Source organism: Streptomyces sp. NPDC086147 (genome assembly GCF_040702165.1).
Taxonomy (GTDB): Bacteria; Actinomycetota; Actinomycetes; order Streptomycetales; family Streptomycetaceae; genus Streptomyces.
The window spans coordinates 1-25,248 of the sequence record NZ_JBFBJO010000005.1; the positions used below are offsets into that span (position 1 = coordinate 1).

At 72.3% G+C, this 25,248-nt stretch carries 26 protein-coding genes; 9 read left to right on the forward strand and 17 right to left on the reverse strand.

The features are described 5' to 3' along the window. Positions 1 to 160: 160 nt before the first annotated feature. Both AB0398_RS13215 and AB0398_RS13220 read right to left on the reverse strand, forming a co-directional pair. Positions 161 to 376: a hypothetical protein gene (locus AB0398_RS13215; RefSeq protein ID WP_366374555.1), complete on the reverse strand. Its 216-nt coding sequence runs from the start codon at positions 374 to 376 to the stop codon at positions 161 to 163. Continuing rightward, complete coding sequence (locus AB0398_RS13220; RefSeq protein WP_229991658.1) at positions 373 to 609, reverse strand: hypothetical protein; 237 nt, start codon at positions 607 to 609, stop codon at positions 373 to 375. The genes AB0398_RS13215 and AB0398_RS13220 overlap by 4 nt, the downstream gene beginning before the upstream one ends. Positions 610 to 725: 116 nt before the next feature. On the opposite strand from AB0398_RS13220, the gene AB0398_RS13225 reads away from it, so the two are divergent. From AB0398_RS13225 to AB0398_RS13240, 4 genes are all read left to right on the forward strand, one after another. Further along, positions 726 to 1,559 carry a helix-turn-helix transcriptional regulator gene (locus AB0398_RS13225; RefSeq protein WP_366374557.1) on the forward strand — a complete coding sequence of 278 codons (834 nt, stop codon included), beginning with the start codon at positions 726 to 728 and terminating at the stop codon, positions 1,557 to 1,559. Next, positions 1,541 to 1,807, forward strand: a complete 267-nt coding sequence (locus AB0398_RS13230) for a DUF397 domain-containing protein (RefSeq protein WP_366374558.1) — start codon at positions 1,541 to 1,543, stop codon at positions 1,805 to 1,807. Before AB0398_RS13225 ends, AB0398_RS13230 begins: the two co-directional genes overlap by 19 nt. Continuing rightward, entirely contained in the window at positions 1,804 to 2,637 is an 834-nt protein-coding gene (locus AB0398_RS13235; RefSeq protein WP_366374560.1) for a hypothetical protein, read from the forward strand. The genes AB0398_RS13230 and AB0398_RS13235 overlap by 4 nt, the downstream gene beginning before the upstream one ends. 136 nt (positions 2,638 to 2,773) lie before the next feature. After that, positions 2,774 to 4,144: an FAD-dependent oxidoreductase gene (locus tag AB0398_RS13240; protein WP_366374562.1), complete on the forward strand. Its 1,371-nt coding sequence runs from the start codon at positions 2,774 to 2,776 to the stop codon at positions 4,142 to 4,144. An 81-nt stretch (positions 4,145 to 4,225) separates the two neighbouring features. Here the strand turns inward: AB0398_RS13240 and AB0398_RS13245 are convergent, their stop codons facing one another. Together AB0398_RS13245 and leuA are read right to left on the reverse strand one after the other, a co-directional pair. Continuing rightward, on the reverse strand, positions 4,226 to 4,918 hold the full coding sequence (locus AB0398_RS13245) for a TerB family tellurite resistance protein (RefSeq protein ID WP_366374563.1): 693 nt from the start codon (positions 4,916 to 4,918) through the stop codon (positions 4,226 to 4,228). 232 nt (positions 4,919 to 5,150) lie between these two features. Further along, complete coding sequence (leuA, locus tag AB0398_RS13250) at positions 5,151 to 6,923, reverse strand: 2-isopropylmalate synthase (protein WP_366374565.1); 1,773 nt, start codon at positions 6,921 to 6,923, stop codon at positions 5,151 to 5,153. Positions 6,924 to 7,218: 295 nt separating this feature from the next. On the opposite strand from leuA, the gene AB0398_RS13255 reads away from it, so the two are divergent. The 3 genes from AB0398_RS13255 (at position 7,219) to AB0398_RS13265 (ending at position 9,857) form a co-directional block, all read left to right on the forward strand. Continuing rightward, on the forward strand, positions 7,219 to 8,271 hold the full coding sequence (locus AB0398_RS13255; RefSeq protein WP_366374566.1) for a M4 family metallopeptidase: 1,053 nt from the start codon (positions 7,219 to 7,221) through the stop codon (positions 8,269 to 8,271). A 20-nt stretch (positions 8,272 to 8,291) separates the two neighbouring features. Beyond that, positions 8,292 to 8,573 (forward strand): protealysin inhibitor emfourin, encoded by a 282-nt coding sequence (locus AB0398_RS13260; protein ID WP_366374568.1) that lies wholly within the window; start codon positions 8,292 to 8,294, stop codon positions 8,571 to 8,573. Positions 8,574 to 8,684: 111 nt separating this feature from the next. After that, complete coding sequence (locus tag AB0398_RS13265; protein ID WP_366374570.1) at positions 8,685 to 9,857, forward strand: teichoic acid biosynthesis protein C; 1,173 nt, start codon at positions 8,685 to 8,687, stop codon at positions 9,855 to 9,857. An 86-nt stretch (positions 9,858 to 9,943) separates the two neighbouring features. Here the strand turns inward: AB0398_RS13265 and era are convergent, their stop codons facing one another. The 3 genes from era to AB0398_RS13280 all read right to left on the reverse strand — a co-directional run bounded on the left by era (position 9,944) and on the right by AB0398_RS13280 (position 12,313). Continuing rightward, positions 9,944 to 10,885 (reverse strand): GTPase Era, encoded by a 942-nt coding sequence (gene era / locus AB0398_RS13270; protein WP_366374572.1) that lies wholly within the window; start codon positions 10,883 to 10,885, stop codon positions 9,944 to 9,946. A 137-nt stretch (positions 10,886 to 11,022) separates the two neighbouring features. Next, the gene (locus AB0398_RS13275; protein ID WP_366374574.1) at positions 11,023 to 11,385 is read right to left on the reverse strand and encodes a cytidine deaminase; all 363 of its coding nucleotides are present in this window, start codon (positions 11,383 to 11,385) and stop codon (positions 11,023 to 11,025) included. Between the two features lie 43 nt (positions 11,386 to 11,428). Further along, on the reverse strand, positions 11,429 to 12,313 hold the full coding sequence (locus AB0398_RS13280) for a helix-turn-helix transcriptional regulator (RefSeq protein ID WP_366374575.1): 885 nt from the start codon (positions 12,311 to 12,313) through the stop codon (positions 11,429 to 11,431). A 141-nt stretch (positions 12,314 to 12,454) separates the two neighbouring features. Here AB0398_RS13280 and AB0398_RS13285 point away from each other — a divergent pair, with 141 nt between their 5' ends. Then, positions 12,455 to 13,873 carry an MFS transporter gene (locus AB0398_RS13285; protein ID WP_366374577.1) on the forward strand — a complete coding sequence of 473 codons (1,419 nt, stop codon included), beginning with the start codon at positions 12,455 to 12,457 and terminating at the stop codon, positions 13,871 to 13,873. Positions 13,874 to 13,895: 22 nt separating this feature from the next. Here the strand turns inward: AB0398_RS13285 and AB0398_RS13290 are convergent, their stop codons facing one another. The 5 genes from AB0398_RS13290 to AB0398_RS13310 form a co-directional block, all read right to left on the reverse strand. Beyond that, positions 13,896 to 14,249: an MmcQ/YjbR family DNA-binding protein gene (locus AB0398_RS13290; protein WP_366374579.1), complete on the reverse strand. Its 354-nt coding sequence runs from the start codon at positions 14,247 to 14,249 to the stop codon at positions 13,896 to 13,898. Positions 14,250 to 14,325: 76 nt separating this feature from the next. Further along, entirely contained in the window at positions 14,326 to 15,630 is a 1,305-nt protein-coding gene (locus AB0398_RS13295) for a hemolysin family protein (RefSeq protein ID WP_366374581.1), read from the reverse strand. A 5-nt stretch (positions 15,631 to 15,635) separates the two neighbouring features. After that, entirely contained in the window at positions 15,636 to 16,133 is a 498-nt protein-coding gene (gene ybeY, locus AB0398_RS13300) for an rRNA maturation RNase YbeY (RefSeq protein ID WP_030211030.1), read from the reverse strand. 13 nt (positions 16,134 to 16,146) lie between these two features. Beyond that, positions 16,147 to 17,193, reverse strand: a complete 1,047-nt coding sequence (locus tag AB0398_RS13305) for a PhoH family protein (protein ID WP_366374583.1) — start codon at positions 17,191 to 17,193, stop codon at positions 16,147 to 16,149. 147 nt (positions 17,194 to 17,340) lie between these two features. Then, positions 17,341 to 18,459 (reverse strand): PfkB family carbohydrate kinase, encoded by a 1,119-nt coding sequence (locus AB0398_RS13310; protein WP_366374585.1) that lies wholly within the window; start codon positions 18,457 to 18,459, stop codon positions 17,341 to 17,343. A gap of 259 nt (positions 18,460 to 18,718) precedes the next feature. On the opposite strand from AB0398_RS13310, the gene AB0398_RS13315 reads away from it, so the two are divergent. Then, positions 18,719 to 20,083: an MFS transporter gene (locus AB0398_RS13315; RefSeq protein WP_366374587.1), complete on the forward strand. Its 1,365-nt coding sequence runs from the start codon at positions 18,719 to 18,721 to the stop codon at positions 20,081 to 20,083. A gap of 282 nt (positions 20,084 to 20,365) precedes the next feature. Here the strand turns inward: AB0398_RS13315 and AB0398_RS13320 are convergent, their stop codons facing one another. The 5 genes from AB0398_RS13320 to AB0398_RS13340 all read right to left on the reverse strand — a co-directional run bounded on the left by AB0398_RS13320 (position 20,366) and on the right by AB0398_RS13340 (position 25,190). Further along, entirely contained in the window at positions 20,366 to 21,385 is a 1,020-nt protein-coding gene (locus AB0398_RS13320; RefSeq protein WP_366374588.1) for an adenosine deaminase, read from the reverse strand. A gap of 2 nt (positions 21,386 to 21,387) precedes the next feature. Further along, entirely contained in the window at positions 21,388 to 22,293 is a 906-nt protein-coding gene (locus AB0398_RS13325) for a ribonuclease Z (protein WP_366374590.1), read from the reverse strand. A 3-nt stretch (positions 22,294 to 22,296) separates the two neighbouring features. Next, positions 22,297 to 22,656, reverse strand: a complete 360-nt coding sequence (locus tag AB0398_RS13330; protein ID WP_121829312.1) for a histidine triad nucleotide-binding protein — start codon at positions 22,654 to 22,656, stop codon at positions 22,297 to 22,299. A gap of 81 nt (positions 22,657 to 22,737) precedes the next feature. Then, positions 22,738 to 23,862: a tetratricopeptide repeat protein gene (locus tag AB0398_RS13335; protein WP_366374592.1), complete on the reverse strand. Its 1,125-nt coding sequence runs from the start codon at positions 23,860 to 23,862 to the stop codon at positions 22,738 to 22,740. Continuing rightward, the gene (locus AB0398_RS13340) at positions 23,859 to 25,190 is read right to left on the reverse strand and encodes an ATP-binding protein (protein ID WP_366374593.1); all 1,332 of its coding nucleotides are present in this window, start codon (positions 25,188 to 25,190) and stop codon (positions 23,859 to 23,861) included. The genes AB0398_RS13335 and AB0398_RS13340 overlap by 4 nt, the downstream gene beginning before the upstream one ends. Positions 25,191 to 25,248 lie beyond the last annotated feature (58 nt).

Consider the following 25,248-nt stretch of genomic DNA (forward strand, 5'->3'; position numbering starts at 1 on the left):
AGGGCAGGCCCGGCGGTGTCCGGTGCGTGCGATCGCAAGGCGGAGGGTCGCCCCGATACTGGTTGTATCGGGGCGACCCGACAACGCGGCGAGCGGGCGTGCCGGGCGCCGCCGGGCAGACGGGACTTTCGACACACGCCCTAGGGGGCCCCGCAGCCGCTCAAGGCACCTCGCCCCGGCTGCGCGCGTTGACGTGCGCGGTGGCGGCGCTCAGGCGCTCGGCCGAGGTGGCCTCCCGCACCCCCTCGGGCTCCACGTCCCACTCCCGCCCGCCGCCCAGCGGGCGGATCTGGACGTAGGGCCCCTCGTGCCCCATGAGCCTCCCGACCCGTCCGGTGCGGATCTCGACGACGTACGACCCGATGGACAGCGTCACGATCGACTCTCCTCCCTCGGCAGTACGGCGGCGGCGAGGAGCCGGGCCGTTTCCACCGTGCAGCATCCCAATTCCACGAGCGGCCTCGGGGGATCGGCGGCGAGGGTGACGACGTCGAGGCCGAGCGAGGGAAGGGTGATTCCCGCACTCGCGAGCGCCTCGCGCAATTCCGCCACCGCCTCCTGCGCGGCTCCGACCGTCCCCGTGGACGCCTTCGTGATGTCTTCCTTCACCAACGTATGCCTTTCTGAATCCATTTCCCGCTTCGCCTCTCCAGAGTGACCCCTGATCCGTAGAATCGACAGCTGCGCACGCCGACAACTGCGCGGTAGGACAGGGGAGTTAAGTCATGGCCAGAGGCAAGCGGCAGGACGTGTGGGAGTTCTTCGGAGAAGTTCTGAAGGAACGCAGGGAGGCGGCGGGACTCTCCCAGGGCGACCTGGGCGGACGGGTGTTCGTTTCGGGCGGCTACATCGGTCTGTTCGAGCAGGGAATTCGAAAACCACAGCTCGATGTGGCGAAACGAATCGACGAGGTCCTACAAACCGGCGGTATTTTCGAACGAACATGGCGCAAGCTCATCGACAACTCACCGTACGCGTCCTATTTCCACGCGGTCGCGGAGCTGGAGCGGGTGGCGACCAGGATCTGCGAGTTCGCCCCGATGGCCATGCCGGGCCTGCTCCAGACGGCGAGCTACACGAAGGCCCTGACAGTCGCCACGTATCCGTTCGCCACGGAGCAGTACATCGACGAGCAGATCACCGGCCGACTGGAACGGGCTGCGATCCTCCAGGACGCTACAAGGCCCGAGTATTGGGTCGTACTGCACGAGAACGCGGTACGCGCCTCCGTGGGCGGCGCCGCCATCATGGCCGAGCAGCTGGAGCACATTCTGGCGCTGGCCCGGAAGCGGTGGGTGCTGGTGACAGTGGTACCGCGCGCGGTCGGAGCACACGCGCACATGACCGGGACACTCAAGCTCATGGAGTTCGCGGACCAGCCGCCAACGGCCTATACGGAGACGGAGTTTTCGGGGACGCTCCTCGACGATCCGGCGGTGGTGAAGCAGGCACAGCACGCCTACGATCTGCTCAGGGTTGCCACCTTGTCGCCGGAGGCGTCCCTCGAACTGATCGAGTCGGCGGCGGAGGACTTCAGACGATGCGCTCGTACGACCTGACTCACGCCAACTGGTTCAAAAGCAGCTACAGCAACGCGTCGGGCGGCGACTGCGTCGAAGTCTCGTACGACTTCGCTGGCGCCGCCTGGCGCAAAAGCACCTACAGCAACGGTGAGGGCGGCAGCTGCGTCGAGGTCCTCGACGACGTCCCCGGTGTCGTCCCCGTCCGGGACAGCAAGAACCCCGGCCCCGTCCTCGTCGTCCCCGCCACCGCCTGGGCCGCCTTCGTCGCCGGCGTGCGGAGATGACGACGACCCCGTCCATACCCGTCGTCCAGGGCGCGAAGAAGACCTCGCTCCGGTTCGACGGCGACGCGCTGCTCCTGAGCAGGCCGCACGAGGAGGCCCGCATACCGCTGGCGGCGGTGGGACGGGTCCTGGCCGAGGGCCGGTCGGTCACGGTCGAGCTGACGGCCCCGGCGGGCTCCGTACCGTCCGCGCACCGGATCGACGGGACGAGCGAGGCGGCGGCCACGATGTTCGCGGCGGCCGTCAACGCCGCCCTGCCGGGCGCGGCCGGGCGGGACACGACGGTCGACGGGGCCGACCTGGTCGAGGCCCGCACCCTTTCCCTGAGCCGGCGGGCGCGGAAGCTGCGAATCATCAAGCGGGGGTCGTACGGCCTGCTCGGCGCGCTCGTCGTCGCGGGCGTGCTCGTCTGCGCGCTCGGGGACCCGTTCGTCCTGATCATGCTCGTCCCCGGCGGCGTCGTGGGGACGGCGGGCCTCGCCGCCGGGGCGAACGCGCTGGCTAACTGGTACCGCGAGTGGCGTCTGGTCCGGCACGGCGTCACGACCTTCGCGGCGGAGAATCCGCAGGAGCCGGGAACGTACCTCTACGTGGACCCGGCGGGCCTGATCCGCCACGTGTTCACCTGGCCGGGCCGCATGGGCGTCAAGATCAGTTACGACTCCCGGGACCCGGGGAACGTCGTCCTGCCGAGGGCGGCCCTGCTGCGGCGCGGGGAGTTCTGCGCGGGACTGTTCCTCGTGCTCCTGGGCCTGGGCGCGTACGCCTCCGCGATCGCCATGGCCGTCCTGACGATCCTCGATCCCACGGCGCTTGACGGCCCCGCCTAGTCATACTTATGGAAGTCATAAGGTGGACTTATGACCTCATAGGCAGGGGCGGGGTACCGCTCCGGGTCGTGCATTATTTAGGGTGACCTAAGTGTCGGCGGCTCCGCCGCCATGTCGCTGCGAAGGGAACCCAGTCATGCCCCGCCCCCTCCGGGTCGCGATCGTCGGCGCCGGCCCCGCCGGAATCTACGCCGCCGATGCGCTGCTGAAGTCCGAGGCCGCCGCCGAGCCGGGCGTGTCGATCGACATCTTCGAGCGGATGCCGGCGCCCTTCGGCCTCATCCGCTACGGCGTCGCCCCCGACCACCCGCGCATCAAGGGCATCATCAACGCGCTGCACCAGGTGCTCGACAAGCCGCAGGTCCGCCTGTTCGGCAACGTCGACTACGGCACCGACGTGCACCTGGACGACCTGCGCTCCTTCTACGACGCCGTGGTCTTCTCGACCGGCGCCATGGCGGACCGCGAGCTGAAGATCCCCGGCGTGGAGCTGGACGGCTGCCTCGGCGCCGCCGACTTCGCCTCCTGGTACGACGGCCACCCGGACGTCCCGCGCACCTGGGACCTGTCCGCCGAGAAGGTCGCCGTCCTCGGCGTCGGCAACGTGGCCCTCGACATCGCCCGCATCCTGGCGAAGACGGCGGACGAGCTGCTGCCGACCGAGATCCCGGCCAACGTCCACGAGGGCCTGAAGGCCAACAAGGCCCTTGAAGTGCACGTCTTCGGCCGCCGCGGCCCGGCGCAGGCGAAGTTCAGCCCGATGGAGCTGCGCGAGCTGGACCACTCCCCCAACATCGAGGTCATCGTCAACCCCGAGGACATCGACTACGACGAGGGCTCGATCGCGGACCGCCGCAAGAACAAGCAGACCGACATGGTCGCGAAGACCCTGGAGAACTGGGCGATCCGCGACATCGGCGACCGCCCGCACAAGCTCTTCCTGCACTTCTTCGAGTCCCCGGTCGAGGTCCTCGGCGAGGACGGCAAGGTCGTCGGCCTGCGCACCGAGCGCACCGAGCTGGACGGCACCGGCAACGTCAAGGGCACCGGGCAGACCACCGACTGGGACGTCCAGGCCGTCTACCGCGCGGTCGGCTACCTCTCGGACGAGCTGCCGAAGCTCCCGTGGGACGCCGTCAGCGGCACCGTCCCGGACGAGGGCGGCCGGGTGATCCAGGAGAACGGCGAGCACCTGGCGTCGACCTACGTCACCGGCTGGATCCGGCGCGGCCCGGTCGGCCTCATCGGCCACACCAAGGGCGACGCCAACGAGACCGTGGCGAACCTCCTGGACGACTTCGCGAACGGGCGCCTGCTCGACCCGGCCACCCCGGAGACGGACGCGGTCGTGGCCTTCCTGGAGGGCAAGGGCCTCACGTACACCACGTGGGAGGGCTGGTACGCCCTGGACGCCGCCGAGAAGGCGCTCGGCGAGCCGCAGGGCCGCGAGCGCGTGAAGATCGTGGAGCGCGAGGACATGCTGCGCGCGAGCGGCGCGATCCAGTAGCCGTCGCTCCGGTACGTCGACCGCGAGGGCTCGGAGGGGATCCGGGTCCTCGCGGAGTCGTCTCCCGGGACTTCTCCCGGCTCAGGAGACGGTCCGCGCGGAGGTGAGCAGCCGGACGGTGTCGTCCGGGGCCAGCGAGAGCGCGTTGCCGACGGTGCCGAGGACCTCCATCTCGGCCGGGATGTACGGGCCGTCGGCCAGGGCGATCCGGGCCGCCTGGACGAGGATCGACTCCCGTCCGGAGGGGGCCAGGTGCGGGGAGAGCGGCTCCAGGGCCTCGTGGAGCTCGATCGCGAGGAGCGTGCCCTCGGGGTTCACCTCGGGCATGAAGCGCCCCGTGTCGGCCTCCAGGGCCTCCACGAGGTCGACGAGCTGGACGGCCGTGCACTCCGTGAAGCCGGCGGAGCGGACCGCGCTGACGGCCCGGTCCAGGACGGCGCGGGAGTCGGTGCCGCCGGCCGCGAGGACGGCCAGGGCGACGGTGTGCACCCCGTCCCGCAGCATCGCGGAGAAACGGCTCGTCGTCGGGTGGTCGAGCACCTCCGTACCGAAGTGCGTGTGACAGGCCGCGCACTCGACGACGGGGCCCGTACAGCCCCGGGGCAGGACGGGGACGCCCAGGACGGCGAACCTGCGGCGGCCGGTGCGGCGCCGGTAGTTGCGGTCGCCCCCGCACACCTCGCAGAAGAACTCGCCGTCCCCCACGGTGTTCCAGGAGGTGCGGATCCCGCAGATGCCCACTTTCCCACCACGTGAATTCCGGGCAGACCGCATACGCACCTCCTCGACGCCCCGGCTGCGCTGCCGGCGTGGGCGTGATGTTAGCCACATCCGTGATGTGGCGTCAGTACCCCGTCGTCAGTTCACCGGGGAGATGGCCGAGACACGTCACCGTTCGACCGCCCCGGAATCACCCTCACGAGTGGTCCCGCGACCGCCTCCCCGCCCGTGCACGGCGCTGCCCCGCACCCTCCGGGAGGGTGCGGGGCAGCGGTGCCGGAGCAGGTCAGCGGGCGGAGCGGTTGACCGCCGAGATGACCGCCTTCAGGGAGGCGCGGGTCGTGTTGGCGTCGATGCCGATGCCCCACAGGACCTTGCCGTCGATGGCGCACTCGATGTAGGAGGCGGCCTGCGCGGAGGCGCCCTCGCTCATCGTGTGCTCCTGGTAGTCCAGCAGGCGGGCGTCCACGCCGACGGCCTGGAGGGCGGCGAAGAAGGCCGAGATCGGGCCGTTGCCGGAGCCGGTCAGGACCGTGTCGACGCCGTCCACGACCGCCTCGACGGTCAGCGTGTCCGTGCCGTCGGTGTCGGAGGTGGTCTGGCCGGAGCGCAGCTGGATGCGACCCCAGCGGGCCGCGGTGTCGTCCGGGCTGGGCAGGTACTCGTCCTGGAAGACGGACCAGATCGCGGCCGGCGTGACCTCGCCGCCCTCGGTGTCGGTCTTCTGCTGGATGATCCGGGAGAACTCGATCTGCATCCGGCGGGGCAGGTCCAGCTTGTGGTCGTTCTTCAGGACGTACGCGATGCCGCCCTTGCCGGACTGCGAGTTGACCCGGATGACGGCCTCGTAGGAGCGGCCGACGTCCTTGGGGTCGATCGGCAGGTACGGGACGGCCCACTCGATGTCGTCCACGGTCTTGCCCCGGGCCGCCGCGTCGGCCTCCATGGCGTCGAAGCCCTTCTTGATGGCGTCCTGGTGGGAGCCGGAGAAGGCGGTGTAGACCAGGTCGCCCGCGTAGGGGTGGCGCGGGTGGACCTCCATCTGGTTGCAGTACTCGCTGGTGCGGCGGATCTCGTCGATCTGCGAGAAGTCGATCTGCGGGTCGACGCCCTGGCTGAACAGGTTCATGCCCAGGGTCACCAGGTCGACGTTGCCGGTGCGCTCGCCCTGGCCGAACAGGCAGCCCTCGACGCGGTCGGCGCCGGCCATGACGGCCAGCTCGGCCGCCGCCACGGCCGTGCCGCGGTCGTTGTGCGGGTGGGCGGAGATGCAGACGTACTCGCGGCGGGTCAGGTTCCGGGACATCCACTCGAACCGGTCCGCGTGCGTGGACGGCGTCGAACGCTCCACGGTGGCGGGCAGGTTGAGGATGATCTCGCGGCCCGGGCCCGGCTGCCAGACGTCGCAGACGGCCTCGCAGACCTCCAGGGCGAAGTCCAGCTCGGTGTCGGTGAAGATCTCGGGGCTGTACTGGTAGCCGAAGGTCGTCTCCGGGCCCAGCAGCTTCTCCGCGTACTCCATCACCAGGCGCGTGCCGTCCACGGCGATCTGCTTGATGTCCTCCTTCGAGCCGCGGAAGACGACCCGGCGGAAGGTGGGCGCGGTGGCGTTGTACAGGTGGACGGTGGCCCGCTTGGCCCCGACCAGGGACTCGACGGTCCGCTCGATCAGGTCCTCGCGGGCCTGGGTCAGGACGGAGATGGTGACGTCGTCCGGGATCGCGCCCTCTTCGATGATGGAGCGCACGAAGGCGAAGTCGGTCTCGCCGGAGGACGGGAAGCCGACCTCGATCTCCTTGTAGCCCATGCGTACGAGCAGGTCGAACATCTCGCGCTTGCGGGCCGGGGACATCGGGTCGATCAGGGCCTGGTTGCCGTCGCGCAGGTCGGTGGACAGCCAGCGGGGGGCCTTGGTGATGCGCCGGTCGGGCCAGGTGCGGTCGGGGATCTCGACGGCCTCGTACCGGCCGTACTTGTGGATCGGCATCCCGGACGGCTTCTGCAGCGGGGCCTCGTTGGTGACGGGCGTGGGGCGGCCGATGAACGGGGACTGCGACATTGCGTAGGGCTCCTCGGGTCCAGCGGAGAGAAGGACGGCCGACTGTCGAACGCAACACCAGGTCCCGCGGGGAGGGGGTCGGCCTACGACTACAGGCCCTCGCCGCGGCAGCTAAGGAGAAGCAGCCCGAAACGCATGATGTGCCGCAGCTTAGCCCAGGGACGTGGAAGCGGACGTCCCGTTCCAGTATGCGGGACGGCCCCGGAATCAAACTCGAACAGTGACGGATCACTCCATTTCGCCAATCCTCGTCTCTCCTGGTGACAGCGCCGTCACGCACTGCCACATTGCTGGAATGACCACTCACACGCCTGTCTTCTGTTCGATCGTGCCGCCGCACCTCCTGGAGCATCTGGCCCAGTCCTCCGACGCCGCCGTGGCCGCCGCCGCCCGCCGCACCCTGGCCGCGGACGCCTCGGCCCGCTCCTTCCGGGCGCTGTCCCGGCCGGGCTCTCCCCCGACGGCCGCCCCCCGCGCCGCCGCCGCGCCGCACCGCACCGTCCACGACTGCCGGCACGGCACCGGCCTGCCGGGCGCGAAGGTCCGCGCCGAGGGCGGGGAGGCGACCGGCGACGCCTCCGTCAACCGCGCGTACGCGGGCCTCGGCGCCACGTTCGACCTCTTCCTGAACGCCTTCGGGCGCGACTCGATCGACGGCTCCGGGCTGCCCCTGGTCGCCTCCGTCCACTACGACCGGAACTACGGCAACGCCTTCTGGAACGGCGAGCAGATGGTGTTCGGGGACGGCGACGACGAGATCTTCCTCGACTTCACCCTGCCCGTGGACGTCATCGGGCACGAACTGGCCCACGGCTTCACCCAGTACACGGCGAACCTGGAGTACTTCAGCCAGTCCGGCGCCCTCAACGAGTCCGTCTCGGACGTCTTCGGCGCCCTCGTGAAGCAGTACGCGCTCGGGCAGGGCGCCGAGGCGGCGGACTGGCTGATCGGTGAGGGCCTCTTCCACCCGGACGTGCAGGGCAGGGCCCTGCGCTCCATGAAGGCCCCGGGCACGGCGTACGACGACGACGTCCTCGGCAAGGACCCGCAGCCCGCCCACATGGACGACTACGTCCGCACGAGCCGCGACAACGGCGGGGTGCACATCAACTCCGGCATCCCCAACCACGCCTTCTACCTGGCGGCGACCGAGCTGGGCGGCAACGCGTGGGAGCGGGCCGGGCAGATCTGGTACGACGTGATGACCGGCGGCACCCTCACCCCGGAGACCCGGTTCGCCGAGTTCGCGGCGGCGACGGCGAAGGCGGCGAAGGACCGGTACGGCGACGGGGCCGAGATCCAGGCCGTCCTGAAGTCCTGGGCGGCGGTGGGCGTGCCGACGGACTGAGCCGGGGTAGGACAAGGTCCATGCGGATTCGAGTACGGCGCACGGGCGGTTTCGCGGGCATCGAGCGGTCGGCGGAGGTGGACACCGCGGGCCGCCCCGACGCCGGGGAGTGGACCGCCCTGGCCGGGGCGGTCCTCGCGGCCGACGGAGACGGTGACGGCGGGGACGGTGACCGCTCCGGCGTCCGGGACGGCTTCTCGTACGAGATCACGATCGACGGGCACACGGTCCGGTGCGGCGACCCGGCGGTCACGAAGGAGCAGCGGGCCCTGATCACCCGGCTCCTGAAGGAAGGCGCGTAACCGGACGCCCCTCCCTCCTCCCCTCTCTCTACTTTCGCCCTGACGTTCGAGTTTCGCCGCGCGGCTTGAAAGGATGGCGCGGCCCGTCAACCTCGCGAAAGTGAAGCCCACATGAATGCCAGTCAGCTCAACCGGCGCGACTTCCTCTCCCTCGGCGGTGTCACCGCCCTGGCCGTCGCCGGGCTCGGAACGGCGGCGGGGACCGCGAGCGCCGCGAGCACGGGCGCCGGGACGGCGGCCACCGCCCTGGCACTGCCGCCGTCGAAGCTCATCCGCGTCGAGGGCAACACCGGCCCGGCCTACTTCCGCGAGAAGGCCGTGCACCGGGGAACGGTCATCCAGTCCCTCGGCTTCGACAACGTCAACCGGCGCCTCTACTTCGCCCAGCTCATCGGCGGCGGCCTCCAGCTCAAGGGCGAGTCCGCGCCGGTCTCCGCCGACGTCCGCGACCTCCACGGCGACCTGGCGATCACCGAGTGGACCCTCGGCGCCGACACGGCGGAGGGCGCCGGAAGCGCGAGGATCACGGGCTACATGTACCTGCGGGGCTTCGGCCACGGCGTCGGCATCGGCGTCGAGCCCTCGGGCAGCAGCACCTACCTGTGGACCGAGGTCGACGCGGTCCAGGACACCAAGGAGGGGACGAGCCGGGGCCGCCGCCTCTGCCGCTTCAAGTTCGCGAGCTCCAGCACGCCGCTGGACGCCACCAGCACCTCGCTGCAGAAGTTCACCCCCGTCCCCGGCAGCGTGAACAACACGGCGGGCGTCGACCCGCTGAACAACCGCCTGGTGGTCCGGTACAGCCTCAACGGGATGCACTACCGGATCTTCGACCTGGCGGCGGCGCGCGCGGGCGACTTCAGCACGCCGCTGGCCGAGATCGCCGAGCCCGCGATCTCGATCGACCGCAACCGCTACGGGAAGCCCTCGTTCCAGGGGTACGCGGTGGCCGGCCAGTACCTGTACATGCTGCACGGCAACTCGTACGGCTACAAGCAGGACCACGACGGCAACGAGTCGACGCCCGAGATCGTCATCTCCCCGCCGGGCGAGGGCAACACCCACCTCACCTCGGTGGACCTGAACACCGGGCAGATCGTCCGGACCTTCCACTCGAAGGCCGGCTACACCCTGCCGTTCCGCGAGCCGGAGGGCCTGGGCATCCAGATCCCGAAGGCGTCCGAGCCCGACGTGTTCCGCCTCTGCATGGGCTTCGCCTCGGGGGAGACCTCGGGCGGGCGCACGGCGTCGGTCTACTACAAGGACTCGCTGATCCAGCCGTGAGGCACCACGACGGCGTGACGGCGTGACGGCATGAGGAAGGGCCGCGTCCGGGGCGTCCCGGGCGCGGCCCCTCCTCATGGGTCCTTCTAGAAGCCCAGCTTCCTGAGCTGCTTCGGGTCGCGCTGCCAGTCCTTCGCGACCTTCACGTGCAGGTCAAGGAAGACCGGGGTGCCGAGCAGGGCCTCGATGTGCTTGCGGGACTTCATCCCGACCTCCTTCAGGCGGCTGCCCTTGGGGCCGATGATGATGCCCTTCTGGCTGGGGCGCTCGATGTACACGTTGGCGTGGATGTCGAGCAGCGGCCGGTCCGCCGGGCGGTTCTCGCGGGGGATCATCTCCTCCACGACCACCGCGATGGAGTGCGGCAGCTCGTCCCGCACGCCTTCGAGCGCGGCCTCACGGATCAGCTCCGCGACCATGACCTGCTCGGGCTCGTCCGTCAGGTCGCCCTCCGGGTAGAGCGGCGGGGACTCGGGGAGGAGCGGGACGAGCAGGTCCGCGACGAGCTGCACCTGCTTGTCGCCGACGGCCGAGACCGGGACGATCTGCTCCCACTCGAAGCCCAGCTCCTTGCCGAGCTGGTCGACGGCGATGAGCTGCTCGGCGAGCGTCTTGGAGTCGACCAGGTCGGTCTTGGTGATGATCGCGACCTTGGGGGTCTTCTTGATCCCGGCCAGTTCCTTGGCGATGAAGCGGTCGCCCGGGCCGAGCTTCTGGTCGGCGGGCAGGCAGAAGCCGATCACGTCGACCTCGGCCCAGGTGGTGCGCACGACGTCGTTGAGCCGCTCGCCCAGGAGGGTGCGCGGCTTGTGGAGGCCGGGGGTGTCGACCAGGATCAGCTGCGCGTCCGGGCGGTGCACGATGCCCCGGACGGTGTGCCGGGTGGTCTGCGGCCGGTTCGAGGTGATGGCCACCTTCTGGCCGACCAGAGCGTTCGTGAGGGTGGACTTGCCCGCGTTGGGGCGGCCGACGAAGCAGGCGAAGCCGGCCCGGTGGACGGCTTCGGTTTCTTGGTTGCGAGCGCTCATGGGGGCCATTGTCCCCGATGAGCGCCCGCGCCACGCACCCAGTGGGTGCGGAGGGTCCGGCGGGGTGCGCTCCGAAGCCCCCGGCGGCTCCCGGCAGGGCACGGCTCCGAAGCCCCGGCGACTCCCGGCAGGGCGCCTCAGCCCGCCGTGACGGCCTGTCGCAGCTTCCCGTCCGGGCCCGCGAGCAGGACCGGGGTCTCCGGGCCGCCGAGGTCCCGCACGGCCGCGCGGTCCGCGTCCGAGGCCGCCTCGGCGGTCGTCACGACGGCCGCCGCCTCCAGGGACTCGGCGCCGCTGGCCACCGCCATCGCGACGGCGGTCTGCAGGGCGCTCAGCCGGAGCGATTCGAGGGCCACGGTCCCGGCCACGTAGGTCCGGCCGGTCTCGTCGCGCACGGCCGCGCCCTCGGCCACGCCGTTGCGGGCCCGCGCGCTCCGCGCCAGGGTGATGATCTTGAGGTCCTCGGCGCCGAGGTCGCCGTGCTCGCTGCTGAGTGTCATGGAGCGAGCATAGGCGGGGCCTCCGCACGCCCCGGACGGGACCTCAGCCCGCCACCGGGTACATCGCCCCGCGCCGCCCCTCCGGGGAGACCAGCCACTCCAGCTTCGCGGCCGTGTCGGCCTCCGGGAGCGGGGTGTGCATCACGACGACCAGGTCGGGACGGGCCGGGATCCTGAGCTGGGTCGCCTCGACGACCAGCGTGCCGACCAGCGGGTGCTCCATCTCCTTGCGGTTCTGGCCGCCCGGCAGGACGTCCCGCCGCTCCCACAGCTCCGCGAACTCCGCGCTCCGCGCCCTGGCCTCCTCGACCACCGCCCGGAAGCCCTCGTCCTCGGGGTTCTCCGAGCAGGCCGACCGGAACTGCGCGACCACCCTCGCCGCCAGCTCCTCCCAGTGGCCCGCCCGGGCGCGGTACAGCGGGTCGGTGAAGAAGGCGACCAGGCAGTTCTGGGAGATTCCCGGCCGCATCCCGAGCACGATCGACGCCGCGTCGTTGTACAGGACCGTGTTCCAGTACGCGTCCATGATGTGCGCCGGGAACGGCATCCACGCGTCGATCAGCCGCCGCAGCCCGTGGCACATGTCCCGGTCCTCGGGGGCCGTCTCCAGGGCCGGCGGGTTCAGGGCCGCCAGGACGTACAGGTGGCGCCGCTCGGCCGGGCTCAGGCGCAGCACCCGCGCCACCGAGTCCAGGACCTGGGGCGAGACCGTGATGTCCCTGCCCTGCTCAAGCCACTGGTACCAGGAGACCCCGACGCCCGCGAGGACGGCGACCTCCTCGCGGCGCAGGCCCGGGGTGCGGCGGCGGCCGCCGTCCGGGAGGCCGGCCTCGGCCGGCCGGACCCGGGCCCGGCGGCTCATCAGGAACTCGCGCAGTTCACCGAGGCGGTGCCGCTTCGCGTCGGTGCTCTCGGCAGCGGTGGCCACGTGTGCTTCCTCCCCCTGGACGCCTGGTGGTGCGATCGGCCCGGATGCCCGGCGGTGCGCGGGCGACCGTCGCCTGGTGGTGCGACCAACAGGATAAGTTCCCGCTCCCCAGCCCTGTTCCCGCCCGCCCAGGGTGGAGCCATGGCAACCCTGACCCCTTCCTCCTCCCCCTCCCCCTCCCCGGACGGGGCCGAGGCCCCCGCTCCCCCGGCCCTCGGCCGGCGCGACCGGCTCGTCCTCTTCGTGCTGTGCGCCGCCCAGTTCATGGTGGCGCTCGACTTCTCCGTGCTGAACGTGGCGCTGCCCGTCCTCGGCCCCGACCTCGGTCTCGACCACTCGGCCCTCCAGTGGGCCGTGACCGCCTTCGCCCTGCCCTCCGGCGGCTTCCTGCTGCTCTTCGGGCGGATCGGCGACCTCTACGGGCGCAAGCGGCTCTTCCTCGCCGGGCTCGCCGTCTTCGGCGCGGCCTCGCTGCTCGCCGCCCTCGCGTGGAACCCGGCCGCCTTCCTCACCGGGCGCGCCCTCCAGGGCCTCGGCGCCGCCGCGATCGTGCCCACCGGCATGTCCCTCCTGACGACCACCTTCCCCGAGGGACCGCTGCGGGACCGGGCGCTCGGCATCTCCGGCACCCTGCTCTCGCTCGGCTTCACCGTGGGCATGGTGCTCGGCGGAGTCATGACCGACACCCTCGGCTGGCGCTCCACGATGGGCCTGCTGGCTCTCTTCACCCTGATCGTGCTGCCGCTGGCGCCGGGCCTGCTGCCCGAGTCGCGGACGCCCGATCGGCCCCGGCTCGACGTGCCCGGCGCGGTCACCTTCACCGGCGGCCTGCTCGCCCTGATCTACGCCCTGTCGACGGCGGCCGAGCGCGGCTTCGGCGGCACGGACGTGCGGATCACCCTGGCGGCGGGCGTGCTGCTGCTCGCGGCCTTCGTGCGGGTCGAGTCCCGGCACGCGGCCCCGCTGGTCTCGCTGCCGATGCTGCGGCGGGGCACGATCGCCTTCGGCAACCTGGGCGGACTCGTCACCTTCGCGATGATGTCGACCGTCGTCTTCGTCCTGACCCTGTACCTCCAGGAGACCCTGGGCCTCTCGGCCTTCGCCACCGGTCTGGTCTTCGGGGCGCAGGGCGTGCTCTCGGTCGTCGCCGGGACACTGGCGCCGAAGGTGATCGGCCGGATCGGCGCCCGCCGCACCCTGGTGGCCTCGCTCGCCGGCCAGGGCCTGCTGACGGCCGCGCTGCTCGGCACGGCCGAGGACTCGGGCGCGGTCCTGGCGACGGTCGCGGTCTCGCTGGCCTCCATGTGCCACCTGGGCGCGATCATCTCGTACGGCCTGACCGTCACCTCCGGCGTCCCCGACGAGGAGCAGGGCCTGGCGACGGGGCTCGTGACCACGACCCAGCAGGTCGGCATCACGATCGGGATCCCGCTGCTCGGGGTGCTCGCCACGACGGGCGGGGACCTGTACGGGGGCGTCCGCACGGTCCTCGCCCTGGACGCGGCGATCGTCCTCGGCACGGCACTGCTCGTCGGCCTGGGCCTGCGGCGCCGGTCCTGAGGACCGTGACGGAGGTCCCGGTTCAGGGCCGGTCGAGGCGGAGCCGTACCGCCTTCGGCAGGCCCGCGACGACGAGGTCGTACGAGTCCTCGACCAGCTCCCGGACCATGGGGGCCGGGAGCTCGCCGACGGTCACCGTGTTCCAGTGCCGCTTGTTCATGTGGTAGGCGGGGGCGATCGCCGGGTGCTCCTCGCGGAGCCGCACGGCCTCGTCCGGGTCGCACTTGAGGTTGACGCGCAGCGGCTCGGAGTCGAGCGCCGACAGGGCGAAGAGCTTCCCGGTGACCTTGAAGACGGAGGTGTCCGGGCCGAAGGGGAACTCCTCCGTCGCGTCGTCGAACTCCAGGCAGAGGGCGCGCAGCTCGTCGGGGGTCACTCGGGCTCCTCGGGGGTCACTCGGGCTCCTCGGGGGTCACTCGGGGTCGGCGGGGGTCACTCCGGGTCGGCGGGGGTCACTCGGATTCCTTCTCCGCTCCGACCGGCTCCACCGGTTCCACGAGGACGGTGACGATCTTGTTCCGGCGGCCGGCCGGGGACTCGGCGGTCAGCCGCAGCGAACGCCCGTCGGGCAGCTCCACCACGGACTTCGCGCCCGAGATGGGGACGCGGCCGAGGGCCTTGGCGAGCAGGCCGCCGACGGTCTCCACGTCCTCGTCGTCGTACTCGTCGGGGCCCAGGCCGTAGAGCTCGCCGAGGTCCCCGATGTCGAGGCGGGCGGTGACCCGGTACCGGTCGTCGCCGAGCTCCTGGACCGGCGGCAGCTCCCGGTCGTACTCGTCGGTGATCTCGCCGACGATCTCCTCCAGGATGTCCTCGATGGTGACGATCCCGGCCGTGCCGCCGTACTCGTCGACGACGACGGCGACGTGGTTGCGCTCCTGCTGCATCTCGCGCAGCAGGTCGCCGGCGTTCTTGGTGTCGGGCACGAAGGCGGCCGGCCGCATCGCGGTCGACACCAGGTCGGACTCCGACTCCCGGTTGACGTGGGTCCGGCGGGCCAGGTCCTTGAGGTAGACGATGCCGACGATGTCGTCCTCGTTCTCGCCGGTGACCGGGATCCGGGAGAAGCCGGAGCGCAGGGCGAGGGTGAGGGCCTGGCGGACGGTCTTGTACCGCTCGATGCAGATCAGGTCGGTGCGGGGCACCATGACCTCGCGCACCAGGGTGTCGCCCAGCTCGAAGACGGAGTGCACCATGCGGCGCTCGTCGTCCTCGATCAGCGACTCCTGCTCGGCGAGGTCGACCAGGGCCCGCAGCTCGGCCTCGGAGGCGAAGGGGCCCTTGCGGAAGCCCTTGCCGGGGGTGAGCGCGTTGCCGATGAGGATCAGGAGCTGCGGGATCGGGCCCATGATCCGGGCGAGGGGCACCAGGACGTACGCGGCGGCGGTCGCCGTGTTCAGCGGGTGCTGGCGGCCGATGGTGCGCGGCGAGACGCCGACGGCCACGTACGAGACGAGGACCATGACGGCGATGGCGACGAGGAGCGCCTCCCAGGTCTCCGGGAAGGCCTCCAGGCAGGCGTACGTCACGAGGACGCCGGCCGCCATCTCGCAGGCGACGCGGACGAGCAGCGCCACGTTGAGGTAGCGGGTCGGGTCGGAGGCGACCCGGGCGAGCTTCTCGGCCCCGCGCCGCCCGGACCGTACGGCCTCGGCGGCGCGGAAGCTGGAGATCCGGGCGAGGCCCGCCTCGGCGCAGGCGGCGAGCCAGGCCACGACGACGAGCGCGACCGCCCCGAGGATCAGCGAGACGTCCATCGGGATCAGGAGACGGTCGGCGCCGGGGAGGGGCCGGTCAGGCCCTTCTCCGCGCGCCAGCCGTCGACGATCGCCGCCTGGAGGCCGAACATCTCGGCCTTCTCGTCGGGCTCCTCGTGGTCGTAGCCGAGGAGGTGCAGCACTCCGTGGACGGTGAGGAGCTGGAGCTCCTCGTCCATGGAGTGCTGCGTCGGCGCGTCCTTGCCCTGCTGGGTGGCGACCTCGGGGCAGAGCACGATGTCGCCGAGGAGCCCCTGCGGGGGCTCCGCGTCGTCCTTCGCCGGCGGGCGCAGCTCGTCCATCGGGAAGGACATGACGTCCGTGGGGCCGGGCAGGTCCATCCACTGGATGTGGAGCTGCTCCATCGCCTCCGCGTCCACGACGATCACCGAGAGCTCGGAGAGGGGGTGGATGCGCATCCGCGCGAGCGCGTAGCGGGCGATGTCGAGGATCGACTGCTCGTCTACCTCGGTGCCGGACTCGTTGTTGACGTCGATCGACATGGTGGTTCTGTGACTACTTCCCGTTGCGGCCGTTGCGGCTGTCGTACAGCTCGTACGCGTCGACGATACGGCCGACGAGCTTGTGCCGGACGACATCCTGCGACGTGAGCGTCGAGAAGTGGACGTCGGGGACCCCGTCGAGGATGTCGCGGACCTGCCGCAGACCGCTCTTCGTCCCGTTCGGCAGGTCGACCTGGGTGACGTCACCGGTGATGACGATCTTCGAGTCGAAGCCGAGACGGGTGAGGAACATCTTCATCTGCTCGGGGTTCGTGTTCTGCGCCTCGTCCAGGATGATGAACGCGTCATTCAGGGTGCGACCCCGCATGTACGCCAGGGGCGCGACCTCGATCGTCCCGCTCGCCATCAGCTTGGGGATCGAGTCCGGGTCGAGCATGTCGTGCAGGGCGTCGTAGAGCGGGCGCAGGTACGGGTCGATCTTCTCGTAGAGCGTGCCCGGCAGGAAGCCGAGCCGCTCGCCCGCCTCGACGGCGGGTCTGGTCAGGATGATCCGGTTGACCTGCTTGGACTGCAGGGCCTGGACCGCCTTGGCCATGGCGAGGTAGGTCTTGCCGGTGCCCGCGGGGCCGATGCCGAAGACGATCGTGTGCTTGTCGATGGCGTCGACGTACCGCTTCTGGTTGAGCGTCTTGGGACGGATCGTGCGTCCTCGGCTGGAGAGGATGTTCTGCGTGAGCACCTCGGCGGGAGTCTCCTCGCCGCCCTCCGCCGTTCCGTCCCCGCTCGCCCTGAGCATGGCGATCGAGCGTTCCACTGCGTCCTCCGTCATCGGCTGACCGGTGCGGAGCACCAGCATCATCTCGTCGAACAGGCGCTGGATCAGAGCGACTTCCGCCGCGTCGCCGACCGCGCTGACCTGGTTGCCCCGGACGTGGATGTCGGTCCCGGGGAACGAGCGCTCGATGACGCGGAGCAGGGAGTCGCCGGAGCCCAGCAGGGTCACCATGGGGTGCTTGGCGGGGACCGCGAAGTGGGCGCGGGCCTGTCCGTGCGCCTCGTCGCGGGGCGCTCCGTCGTGGGCTGTGGGTGTGTGAGTCATGGGCCGGCACTGTGGCCTGCGCATACCTCCCGTACGCGGGGTTCTCGCGGCTCGACAACCTCTCGATCACCAAGCCTACGACCTGGCACCGACAGTGCCTAAGGGGTTTACGAAGGGCCGTTCGAGTGGTGTGTCCGGGAACGGGTCCTACGAGGCGGCCGCGCGGAAGCCGATCGTCGGGACCGCCCTGCGCAGCGGCCAGGGGCGGGCGGGGGCGGGCAGGAGGCGCTCCAGGAAGGCGTAGCGGCCGCGCAGGGCCTCGGGGTCCTGTCGGGCGTCGCCCTGGGCCCGCTGCCACCAGGCGGCGATCTCGTCCCAGGTGGGGGCGGAGAGGGAGCCGCCGAACTCCTGGACGGAGAGGGCGGCGGTGAGGCCGGCGAAGGCGAGCCGGTCGGCGAGGGGCCAGCCGGCGAGGGTGCCGGTGACGAAACCGGCGACGAAGACGTCCCCGGCGCCGGTCGGGTCGAGGGCGGAGACCTGGATGGCGGGGACCTCGGCGGTCTCGCCGGTGGCGCCGTCGACGGCGTAGGCGCCCTCGGCGCCGAGGGTGACCACGGCGTAGCGGACCTTGTCGGCGAGGGCGCGGGCGGCGGCCCGGGGGCAGTCGGTGCGGGTGTAGCGCATCGCCTCGGCGGCGTTGGGCAGGAACGCCTCGCAGTGCTCCAGGTCCGGGAGGGCCGCCAGGTCCCAGCGGCCGGTGTCGTCCCAGCCGACGTCGGCGAAGACCTTGGCACCGGCGCGGGCGGCCTGGGCGACCCACTCCTCGGGGCGGCCGGGGGCGAGGGAGGCGACGGCCGCGCGCGCGTGCGGCGGGCAGGCGGGCAGGGCGCCCTCGGACGGCGGGGCCTCGTGGCCGTGCGAGACCATCGTGCGCTCGCCCTCGTAGGCCATGGAGACGGTGACCGGGGAGTGCCAGCCGGGAACCGTGCGGGAGAAGGAGAGGTCGATGCCCTCGCCCTGCTCCAGGGCGTCCCAGCAGTACTCGCCGTAGTGGTCGTCGCCGAAGGCGGCGGCGAGGGAGGTGTGCAGGCCGAGGCGGGCGAGGGCAGTGGCCATGTTGGCGACACCGCCGGGGCTGGAGCCCATGCCGCGGGCCCAGGACTCGGTACCGCGGACGGGGGCGCTGTCGAGGCCGGTGAAGATGATGTCGAGGAAGACCGTGCCGGTCAGGAAGACGTCGCAGGCGGGGTCGGTGGGCTCGCGCAGGCGCTCCAACGGGTCGACCTCGGCGTCGTGTTGCGGCTGCTCTCCCCTGGGTGTGGTCACGGCGGGCTCCCCGGTCGCGGTGCGGATCCGCCCAGTGTGCCCGATGGGGGTCGGGAGACGGGTGGGACGCACGAGGAGGACGTCTTCTTTACCCGGAAACCGCCCCGCCAAACAGGAAGTGTCGCGGATCACATCCCGTACCGGTGGAAACCGTCTTCTCCCACCCCTCGCCCGCTTGATACACATGATCCCGCGACCCCGTGCCTCTCACGCACCACCGGGCGCTCCACCCCTCCCCTTCTTGTTCCTGGGAACGCCCATGTCGTCGCGGTCTCGCGGCGCGGGGGCCCTCGTCGCCCTCGTCGCACTCTTCACGGCCGGTTACCTGGCCCCGTACCTGCTGCCGACCGTCGTCGGCCGCCTCTCCGCCGGGCTCGGCCTCACCCCCGCGCAGGCGGGCCTGGTCGGCTCCGTGCTGCTGCTCGGCTCCTCGTCCGCCGGTTTCGCGCTCGCCGCGCGCGGGGAGCGGGTCGGACCGCGCCGGGCGGCCCGCGCGGGCCTGCTCGCCATGATCGTCGGGTACGGCTCCGCCGCCGCGACCGGCACCGTGCCGCTGGTGGTCGCGGGTGCCGTCCTCGGCGGCCTCGGCTCGGGCACGGCGACGGCGGTGGCCGCCGCCGGGATCGCCGGGCGGCCGGACCCGCACCGGGCCTCCAGCCTGGGCTTGCTCTCCGTCTCGGCCACGGCGGGCGCCCTCTATCTGACGCTCCCCCACCTGGGCTCCGGCCACGCGCCCCCGCTGCTCGCGATTGCCTGCGCGGCGGTCCTGGTGTGGCCGGTGACGGGCCGTCTGCCGGGCGGTACGCGTGCGGATGCGGGCGCGGGCCGGAAGTCGTCCGCCGGGTCCGTGGCGTCCGTGACGGGCCCGCTGCCGTACCGCCGGGCGGGGGCCGTCCTCGCGGGCGGCATCCTGTGCTGGTCCCTCGCGCAGAACGCGCTGTGGGGCGTGAGCGGCCGCATCGGGACCACCCAGGCCGGGCTCTCCGAGGTCACCGTCGGCGCGGTCTTCGCGGCGGCGCTCGGCGCGGGGCTCGCCGGGGTCACGGCGGCGGGGGCGCTCGGCTCGCGCCTGGGCCGGGCGGTGCCGATCGGGGCCGGCACGGTCCTCATCGCCGGCTGCGTGCTGCTGAGTTCGTCCGCCGGCGGCCTGGTCTCGTTCGCGACCGGCGAGATCCTGTGGAACGCCTTCTACCCGGTCGTCCTGTCCTACCTCCTGGGCCTGGCCGCCTCCCTCGACCCGCGCGGCCGCTGGGCCGTCCTGGTCGGCTCGGCGTCCTCCCTGGGCGTGGCCTGCGGCCCGGTGACCGGCAGCCTCCTCTCGGAGGGCGCGGGCTACCCGGGCATGGGCGCGGTCCTCTGCGCCCTGCTCCTCCTGGTCGCCGCCCCCATGACGGCCGTGGCCCGGCACGTCTCCGGCCGCCCCCTGGTCCCCGGCTCGATCCGCCGCCGCGGCGGCGCCCCCGCGGCCGTCCTGGCCGGCAACGCCTCGGCGACGCCGTCCCTGGTGCCCCAGGTGGGCGCGCCCGAGCAGCCGGTGGCTCCGATCCGGGTCCCGGTCGCGGCGGGCCGTCGGCGGTTGACGAAGTCGACGTTCGGGCTGGCGAGGCCGAGCGATCGGGGGTGAGGGGGGTGGGGGTGCGCGGGGCCGGGTGCGGGTCGGGGGCGCCTGCGGCGGGCTTCTTCCCCACCCCGCCCCTTCCCGAAACCGGGGGCGAGCCCCCGGACCCCGTACGCCCTCCGGGCGTGTCCTCAAACGCCGGACGGGCTGAACTGCAGCCCCGCCGGCGTTTGAGGCGCGGGGTCCGGGGCGGAGCCCCGGTTACGGGAAGGGGCGGGGTGGGGGAACAGGCCCGCCGCAGGCGCCCCCGACCCGCACCCACCCCGCCCCGCCCCGCCCCACGGGCGCCTACGCCCCGCCACCCCCGAACGCATACGCCTCCACCTCCGCCAGATACCGCTCCCGCCGCCCCTCGTCGTCCTCCAGGAACGACGCCAGGAAGGAGTTGCGGGCCAGCTCCCGGAGCTGTTCCTCCGTGAGGCCGAGCGCGGTGCGGACGCCGTCGTAGTTGTCGCCCGCGTAGCCGCCGAAGTAGGCGGGGTCGTCGGAGTTGACGGTGACGAGGAGACCGGCCGACATCATCGCGCGGAGCGGATGGTCGGCGAGGGTGTCGATGACGCGGAGGCGGACGTTCGACAGGGGGCAGAGGGTGAGCGGGACCCGCTCGCGGGCGAGCCGGGCGACGAGGTCGGGGTCCTCCATGCAGCGCAGGCCGTGGTCGATCCGCTCGACACCGAGCACGTCGAGCGCCTCGCGGACGTACGCCGCGGGCCCCTCCTCGCCCGCGTGCGCGACGCGGCGCAGACCGAGCCGGGCGGCCTCCTCGTACACCTCGCGGAACTTGGCCGGCGGGTGGCCGACCTCCGCCGAGTCCAGGCCGACGCCGGTGATCCGGTCCAGGTACGGCTTCGCGGCCTCCAGGGTGGCGAGGGCCGACTCGGCGGACTCGTCGCGCAGGAAGCACATGATGAGCCGGGTGGAGATCCCGTACCGCTCCTCGGCCCGGTCGAGGGAGGCGGTCAGGCCCTCGATCACGGTGCCGATCGGGACGCCGCGGGCGGTGTGCGCCTGCGGGTCGAAGAAGATCTCGGCGTGCCGGACGCCCTGGGCGGCGGCCCGCTCCAGGTAGGCGTCGGCGAGTTCGGTGAAGTCCCCGGCGGTGCGCAGGACCGCCATCAGGCCGTAGTACAGGTCCAGGAAGGACTGGAGGTCGCTGAAGCGGTACGCCTCGCGCAGGGCGTCGGTGTCCGCGTACGGCAGGGTGACGCCGTTGCGCGCGGCGAGCGCGAAGGCCAGCTCGGGTTCGAGGGTGCCCTCGATGTGGAGGTGCAGTTCGGCCTTGGGGAGGGGCCCGGTAGGGAGGTGCATGGTCACGTTCGTTTCGGTACGGGGACCCTCATGAGGTCCTGGGCAATGCTCAGCTCGCCGTCGAACCCGGCCGCCCGCGCCTGCCGTTCGAACTCGGCGGGGTCGTGGTAGCGCTGCGAGAAGTGGGTGAGGACGAGGTGCCGCACGCCCGCGTCCCGGGCGACCGCGGCGGCCTGTCCGGCCGTCAGGTGGCCGTGGTCGGCGGCGAGGCGGACGTCCTCGTCGAGGAAGGTCGACTCGATGACGAGCATGTCGGCGCCGTCGGCGAGGGCGTGCACGCCGTCGCAGAGCCGGGTGTCCATGACGAAGGCGAAGCGCTGTCCGCGCCGGACCTCGCTGACCTCGTCGAGGGTGACGCCGTTCAGGACGCCGTCGCGCTGGATCCGGCCCACGTCGGGGCCCGCGATGCCGTGCTCGGCGAGCTTCCCGGGCAGAATGCGGAGCCCGTCGGGCTCGACGAGCCGGTAGCCGTAGGACTCGACGGGGTGGGAGAGCCGGTGCGCTTCCAGGGTGTACGCGTCGGTGACGGCGAGCGGCCCGTCGGCGGAGACGGGCGCCTCGACCAGCTTCACGGTCTCGCGGTAGGCCGTGGCGTACCGCAGCCGCTCGAAGAAGCGCTGTCCGCTCGCCGGGTAGTGGGCGGTGACGGGGTGCGGGACCTGGTCGAGGTTGATCCGCTGGATCACCCCGGCCAGGCCGAGCGAGTGGTCGCCGTGGAAGTGCGTGACGCAGATCCGGTCGAGGTCGTGCGCGGCGACCCCGGCCCGCAGCATCTGGCGCTGGGTGCCCTCGCCGGGGTCGAACATGATGCCCTGGCCGTCCCAGCGCAGCAGGTAGCCGTTGTGGTTGCGGTGCCGGGTCGGGACCTGGCTGGCGGTCCCGAGGACGACCAGTTCGCGTACGGACACGGCTTATCCGGGCGGCCAGTTGAGGCCGCGGCCGCCGAGCACGTGCGCGTGGGTGTGGAAGACGGTCTGGCCCGCGCCCGCGCCGGTGTTGAGGACGATCCGGTAGCCGGTGCCGTCGGTCTTCTCCTGGGCGGCGACCTCGCCAGCCTCGCGGAGCAGGTCGGCGGCGACGTCCGGCGCGCCGGCCGCGAGGGAGGCGGCGTCCGGGTAGTGGACGCGCGGGATCACCAGGACGTGGGTGGGCGCCTGCGGGTTGATGTCGCGGAACGCGACGGTCGTCTCCGTCTCGCGCACGATCGTCGCGGGCACCTCCCCCGCCACGATCTTGCAGAACAGGCAGTCGCTCTGCGGCTCTCCGGCCATGGTCCGGGCCTCCTCGCCTCCGTCGGTCAGTACACGCGCATGCTATCCGCCGCCACCGACGGGCCCGTTCTTCCGGCCGGTTCAGTCCTTGGGCGCGCGCCGGTTCAGGAACGAGCGGCTCACCCAGTACGTGATGACCACGCCCCAGAACAGCGGCGTCCCGAGCCCGCCGACCACGCCCGCGTCGAGGGACCAGAGGGCCGTCGTCGCCACCGAGTGGAGGCCGAGCAGCCCCACGGCCGTCGCCATGGCGATCACCGGCCGGCAGCCGCGCGCCACGAGCAGCAGCGGGCGGCGCAGCCGGGGCGGCAGCCGGCGGCTCATCCACAGCACCCAGCCGCCCCAGGCGCCGACGAGGATCGCCGTGCCGATCAGGAACTGGACGACCGCCCCGGTCCCGGTCCCGCCGGTGCGGACGGCGGCGGTGGCGTACACGGAGGCGATGAAGCCGATCAGGGCGACCCAGCGGGCCCCGGCGACGGTGTTCCAGGCCATGGCCTCCAGGTTGTAGCGGGCCTTGCGGTCCTGGAGGTCGAGCGCGGCGGAGGCGACGAACCCCTCGGCGGCCTGCGTCCACGCCCCGCGCCGGAACCAGCGGCGCCGCAGCCGGAGCAGCGAGAGGTTGTTGTGGGCCTCGCTGCTCTGCGGGTTGAGGCGCAGCGCCGTCTCGTAGGCCCGCTGCGCGGTGGCGTGGTCGCCCCGGCGCTGGGCGGTGAGGCCGACCAGGAAGTGGGCCGCGTCCTCCTCGGGCGCGAGGTTCACGGCGGTCCGGGCGGCCTCGTACGCCTCGACGGTACGCGCGCGCGTGAAGAAGCGCTCGCCGTGTTCGCCGTGCTCCGCGAGGGCGGTGCCGAGCGCGTAGTGGGTGCCCCAGTAGTGCGGGGCGAGCGTGACGGAGTGCCGGGCACTGGCCTCGGCCTCCTGGTAGCGCTTCTGGGAGAGGAGGATCTGGACGCGCATCAGCCAGGCGCCGAGCAGTTCGGGCTCGGCCCGCAGCGCCTGGTCCGCGGCGGCCAGGGCCGCGTGGTGGTCGCCGCCCCGGTGGTGGCAGCGGGCGAGCAGGACGAGCGCCTCGGCGTCCTCCGGTTCGGTCGCCAGGTGCTGGGCGGCCAGCGCCCCGGCCCGCTCGTACCGTCCGGCCTCGTACAGCGCCTCGGCGCGCCGCAGGGCGGTGCCGTGGGCGCCCCGGGCCTCCGCCTCGCTCACAGCTTGCGCTTCCGCTTGAGGTGGGCGAGCAGGTCGTCGTAGAGGCCGCCCTCGTTGGCGAACATGGCGACGTTTCGGGCGGCGGCGAACCACGGCTCCGTGGACGGCTTGATCTGCTTGGCCGCGCCGAGCAGGTCCTTGGTGGTGATCAGGCGTACGGAGCCGCTGCGGGCGGAGTCGAGGAGCGCGGCCTCGGCGGCGGTCTCGCAGACGTGCGCGAGGTCGGCGCCGGAGAAGTCCTCGGTGGCCTTGACGAGCTTGCCGAGGTCGACGGCCTCGATGGGCCGCTCGCGCAGGTGGTAGCGGAGGATCGCCTCGCGGGCGGCGGCGTCGGGCGGCAGCACGAGCAGGGTGCGGTCGAGGCGTCCGGGGCGGCGCAGCGCGATGTCCACGTCCCAGGGGACGTTGGTGGCGGCGAGCACGAAGACGCCCTCGTTCCCGGCGCCGCTCGCGATGCCGTCGAGCTCGGTGAGGAGCTGGTTGACGACGTTGCGCAGGCCGCTGTGGTGGGTGCGGGAGCGCTTGGCGCCGAGGGCGTCCAGCTCGTCGAGGAAGACGACGCAGGGCGCCTGGCGGCGGGCGGTCTCGAAGATGTCGTGGATGTTCTTCTCGGAGGCGCCGATCCACATGTCGAGGACGTCGGAGAGCGAGACGGTGAGGAAGCTCGCGCCGAGTTCGCCCGCGACGGCCCGGGCGATGAAGGTCTTGCCGCAGCCGGGCGGGCCGTAGAGGAGCAGGCCGCCGCGCAGCGACTTGCCGTACAGCCTGCGCAGTTCGGGGTTGCGCATGGGGGCGAGGAAGGCTGCCTCCAGGCGGTCCTTGACCTCCTCCATGCCGCCGACGTCGCCGAGGCGCACGGAGCCGGGGGCGTCGACGTCCCAGGCGTCCGCGTCGCCTGCGGTCCCGTCGCCGTCGGCGGCCTGCGGGTCCTCCAGGAAACGGGGCCCGACGAGGTCCTGCACCTGCTGCTCGGCGGCGTCCCAGTCGAAGGAGGGGGCGGGGGCGGAAGCGGCCTGTGCGGGCTCGTCCGGGGCCGGGGTCTCCGCGACGGCCGGCGACGGGTCCTCCACGGCGGTCGGCGCCGGGGTCTCCGCGGCGTTCGGCGCCGGGGTCTCCGCGGCGGGCAGGCCCATCGCGCGGACCATCAGGGCGCGGGCGCCCGCGTCCCCGGGCGCGTGCTGGAGGGCGACGGCCGCCTCCGCGACGGCCTCGTCGTTGCGCCCCTCCGCGAGGAGGAGTTCGGCGAAGTGGAGACGCAGGGGCACGTCGCCGGGGGCGGCGGCCACGGCGGCGCGCAGACTGCGGATCAGGGGGGACTCGTCGGCCATGCGGCCACCCTAAGGAGCCGCGGGGGGCCGTCGTCCACCGGGTGCCGCACATCCCCCG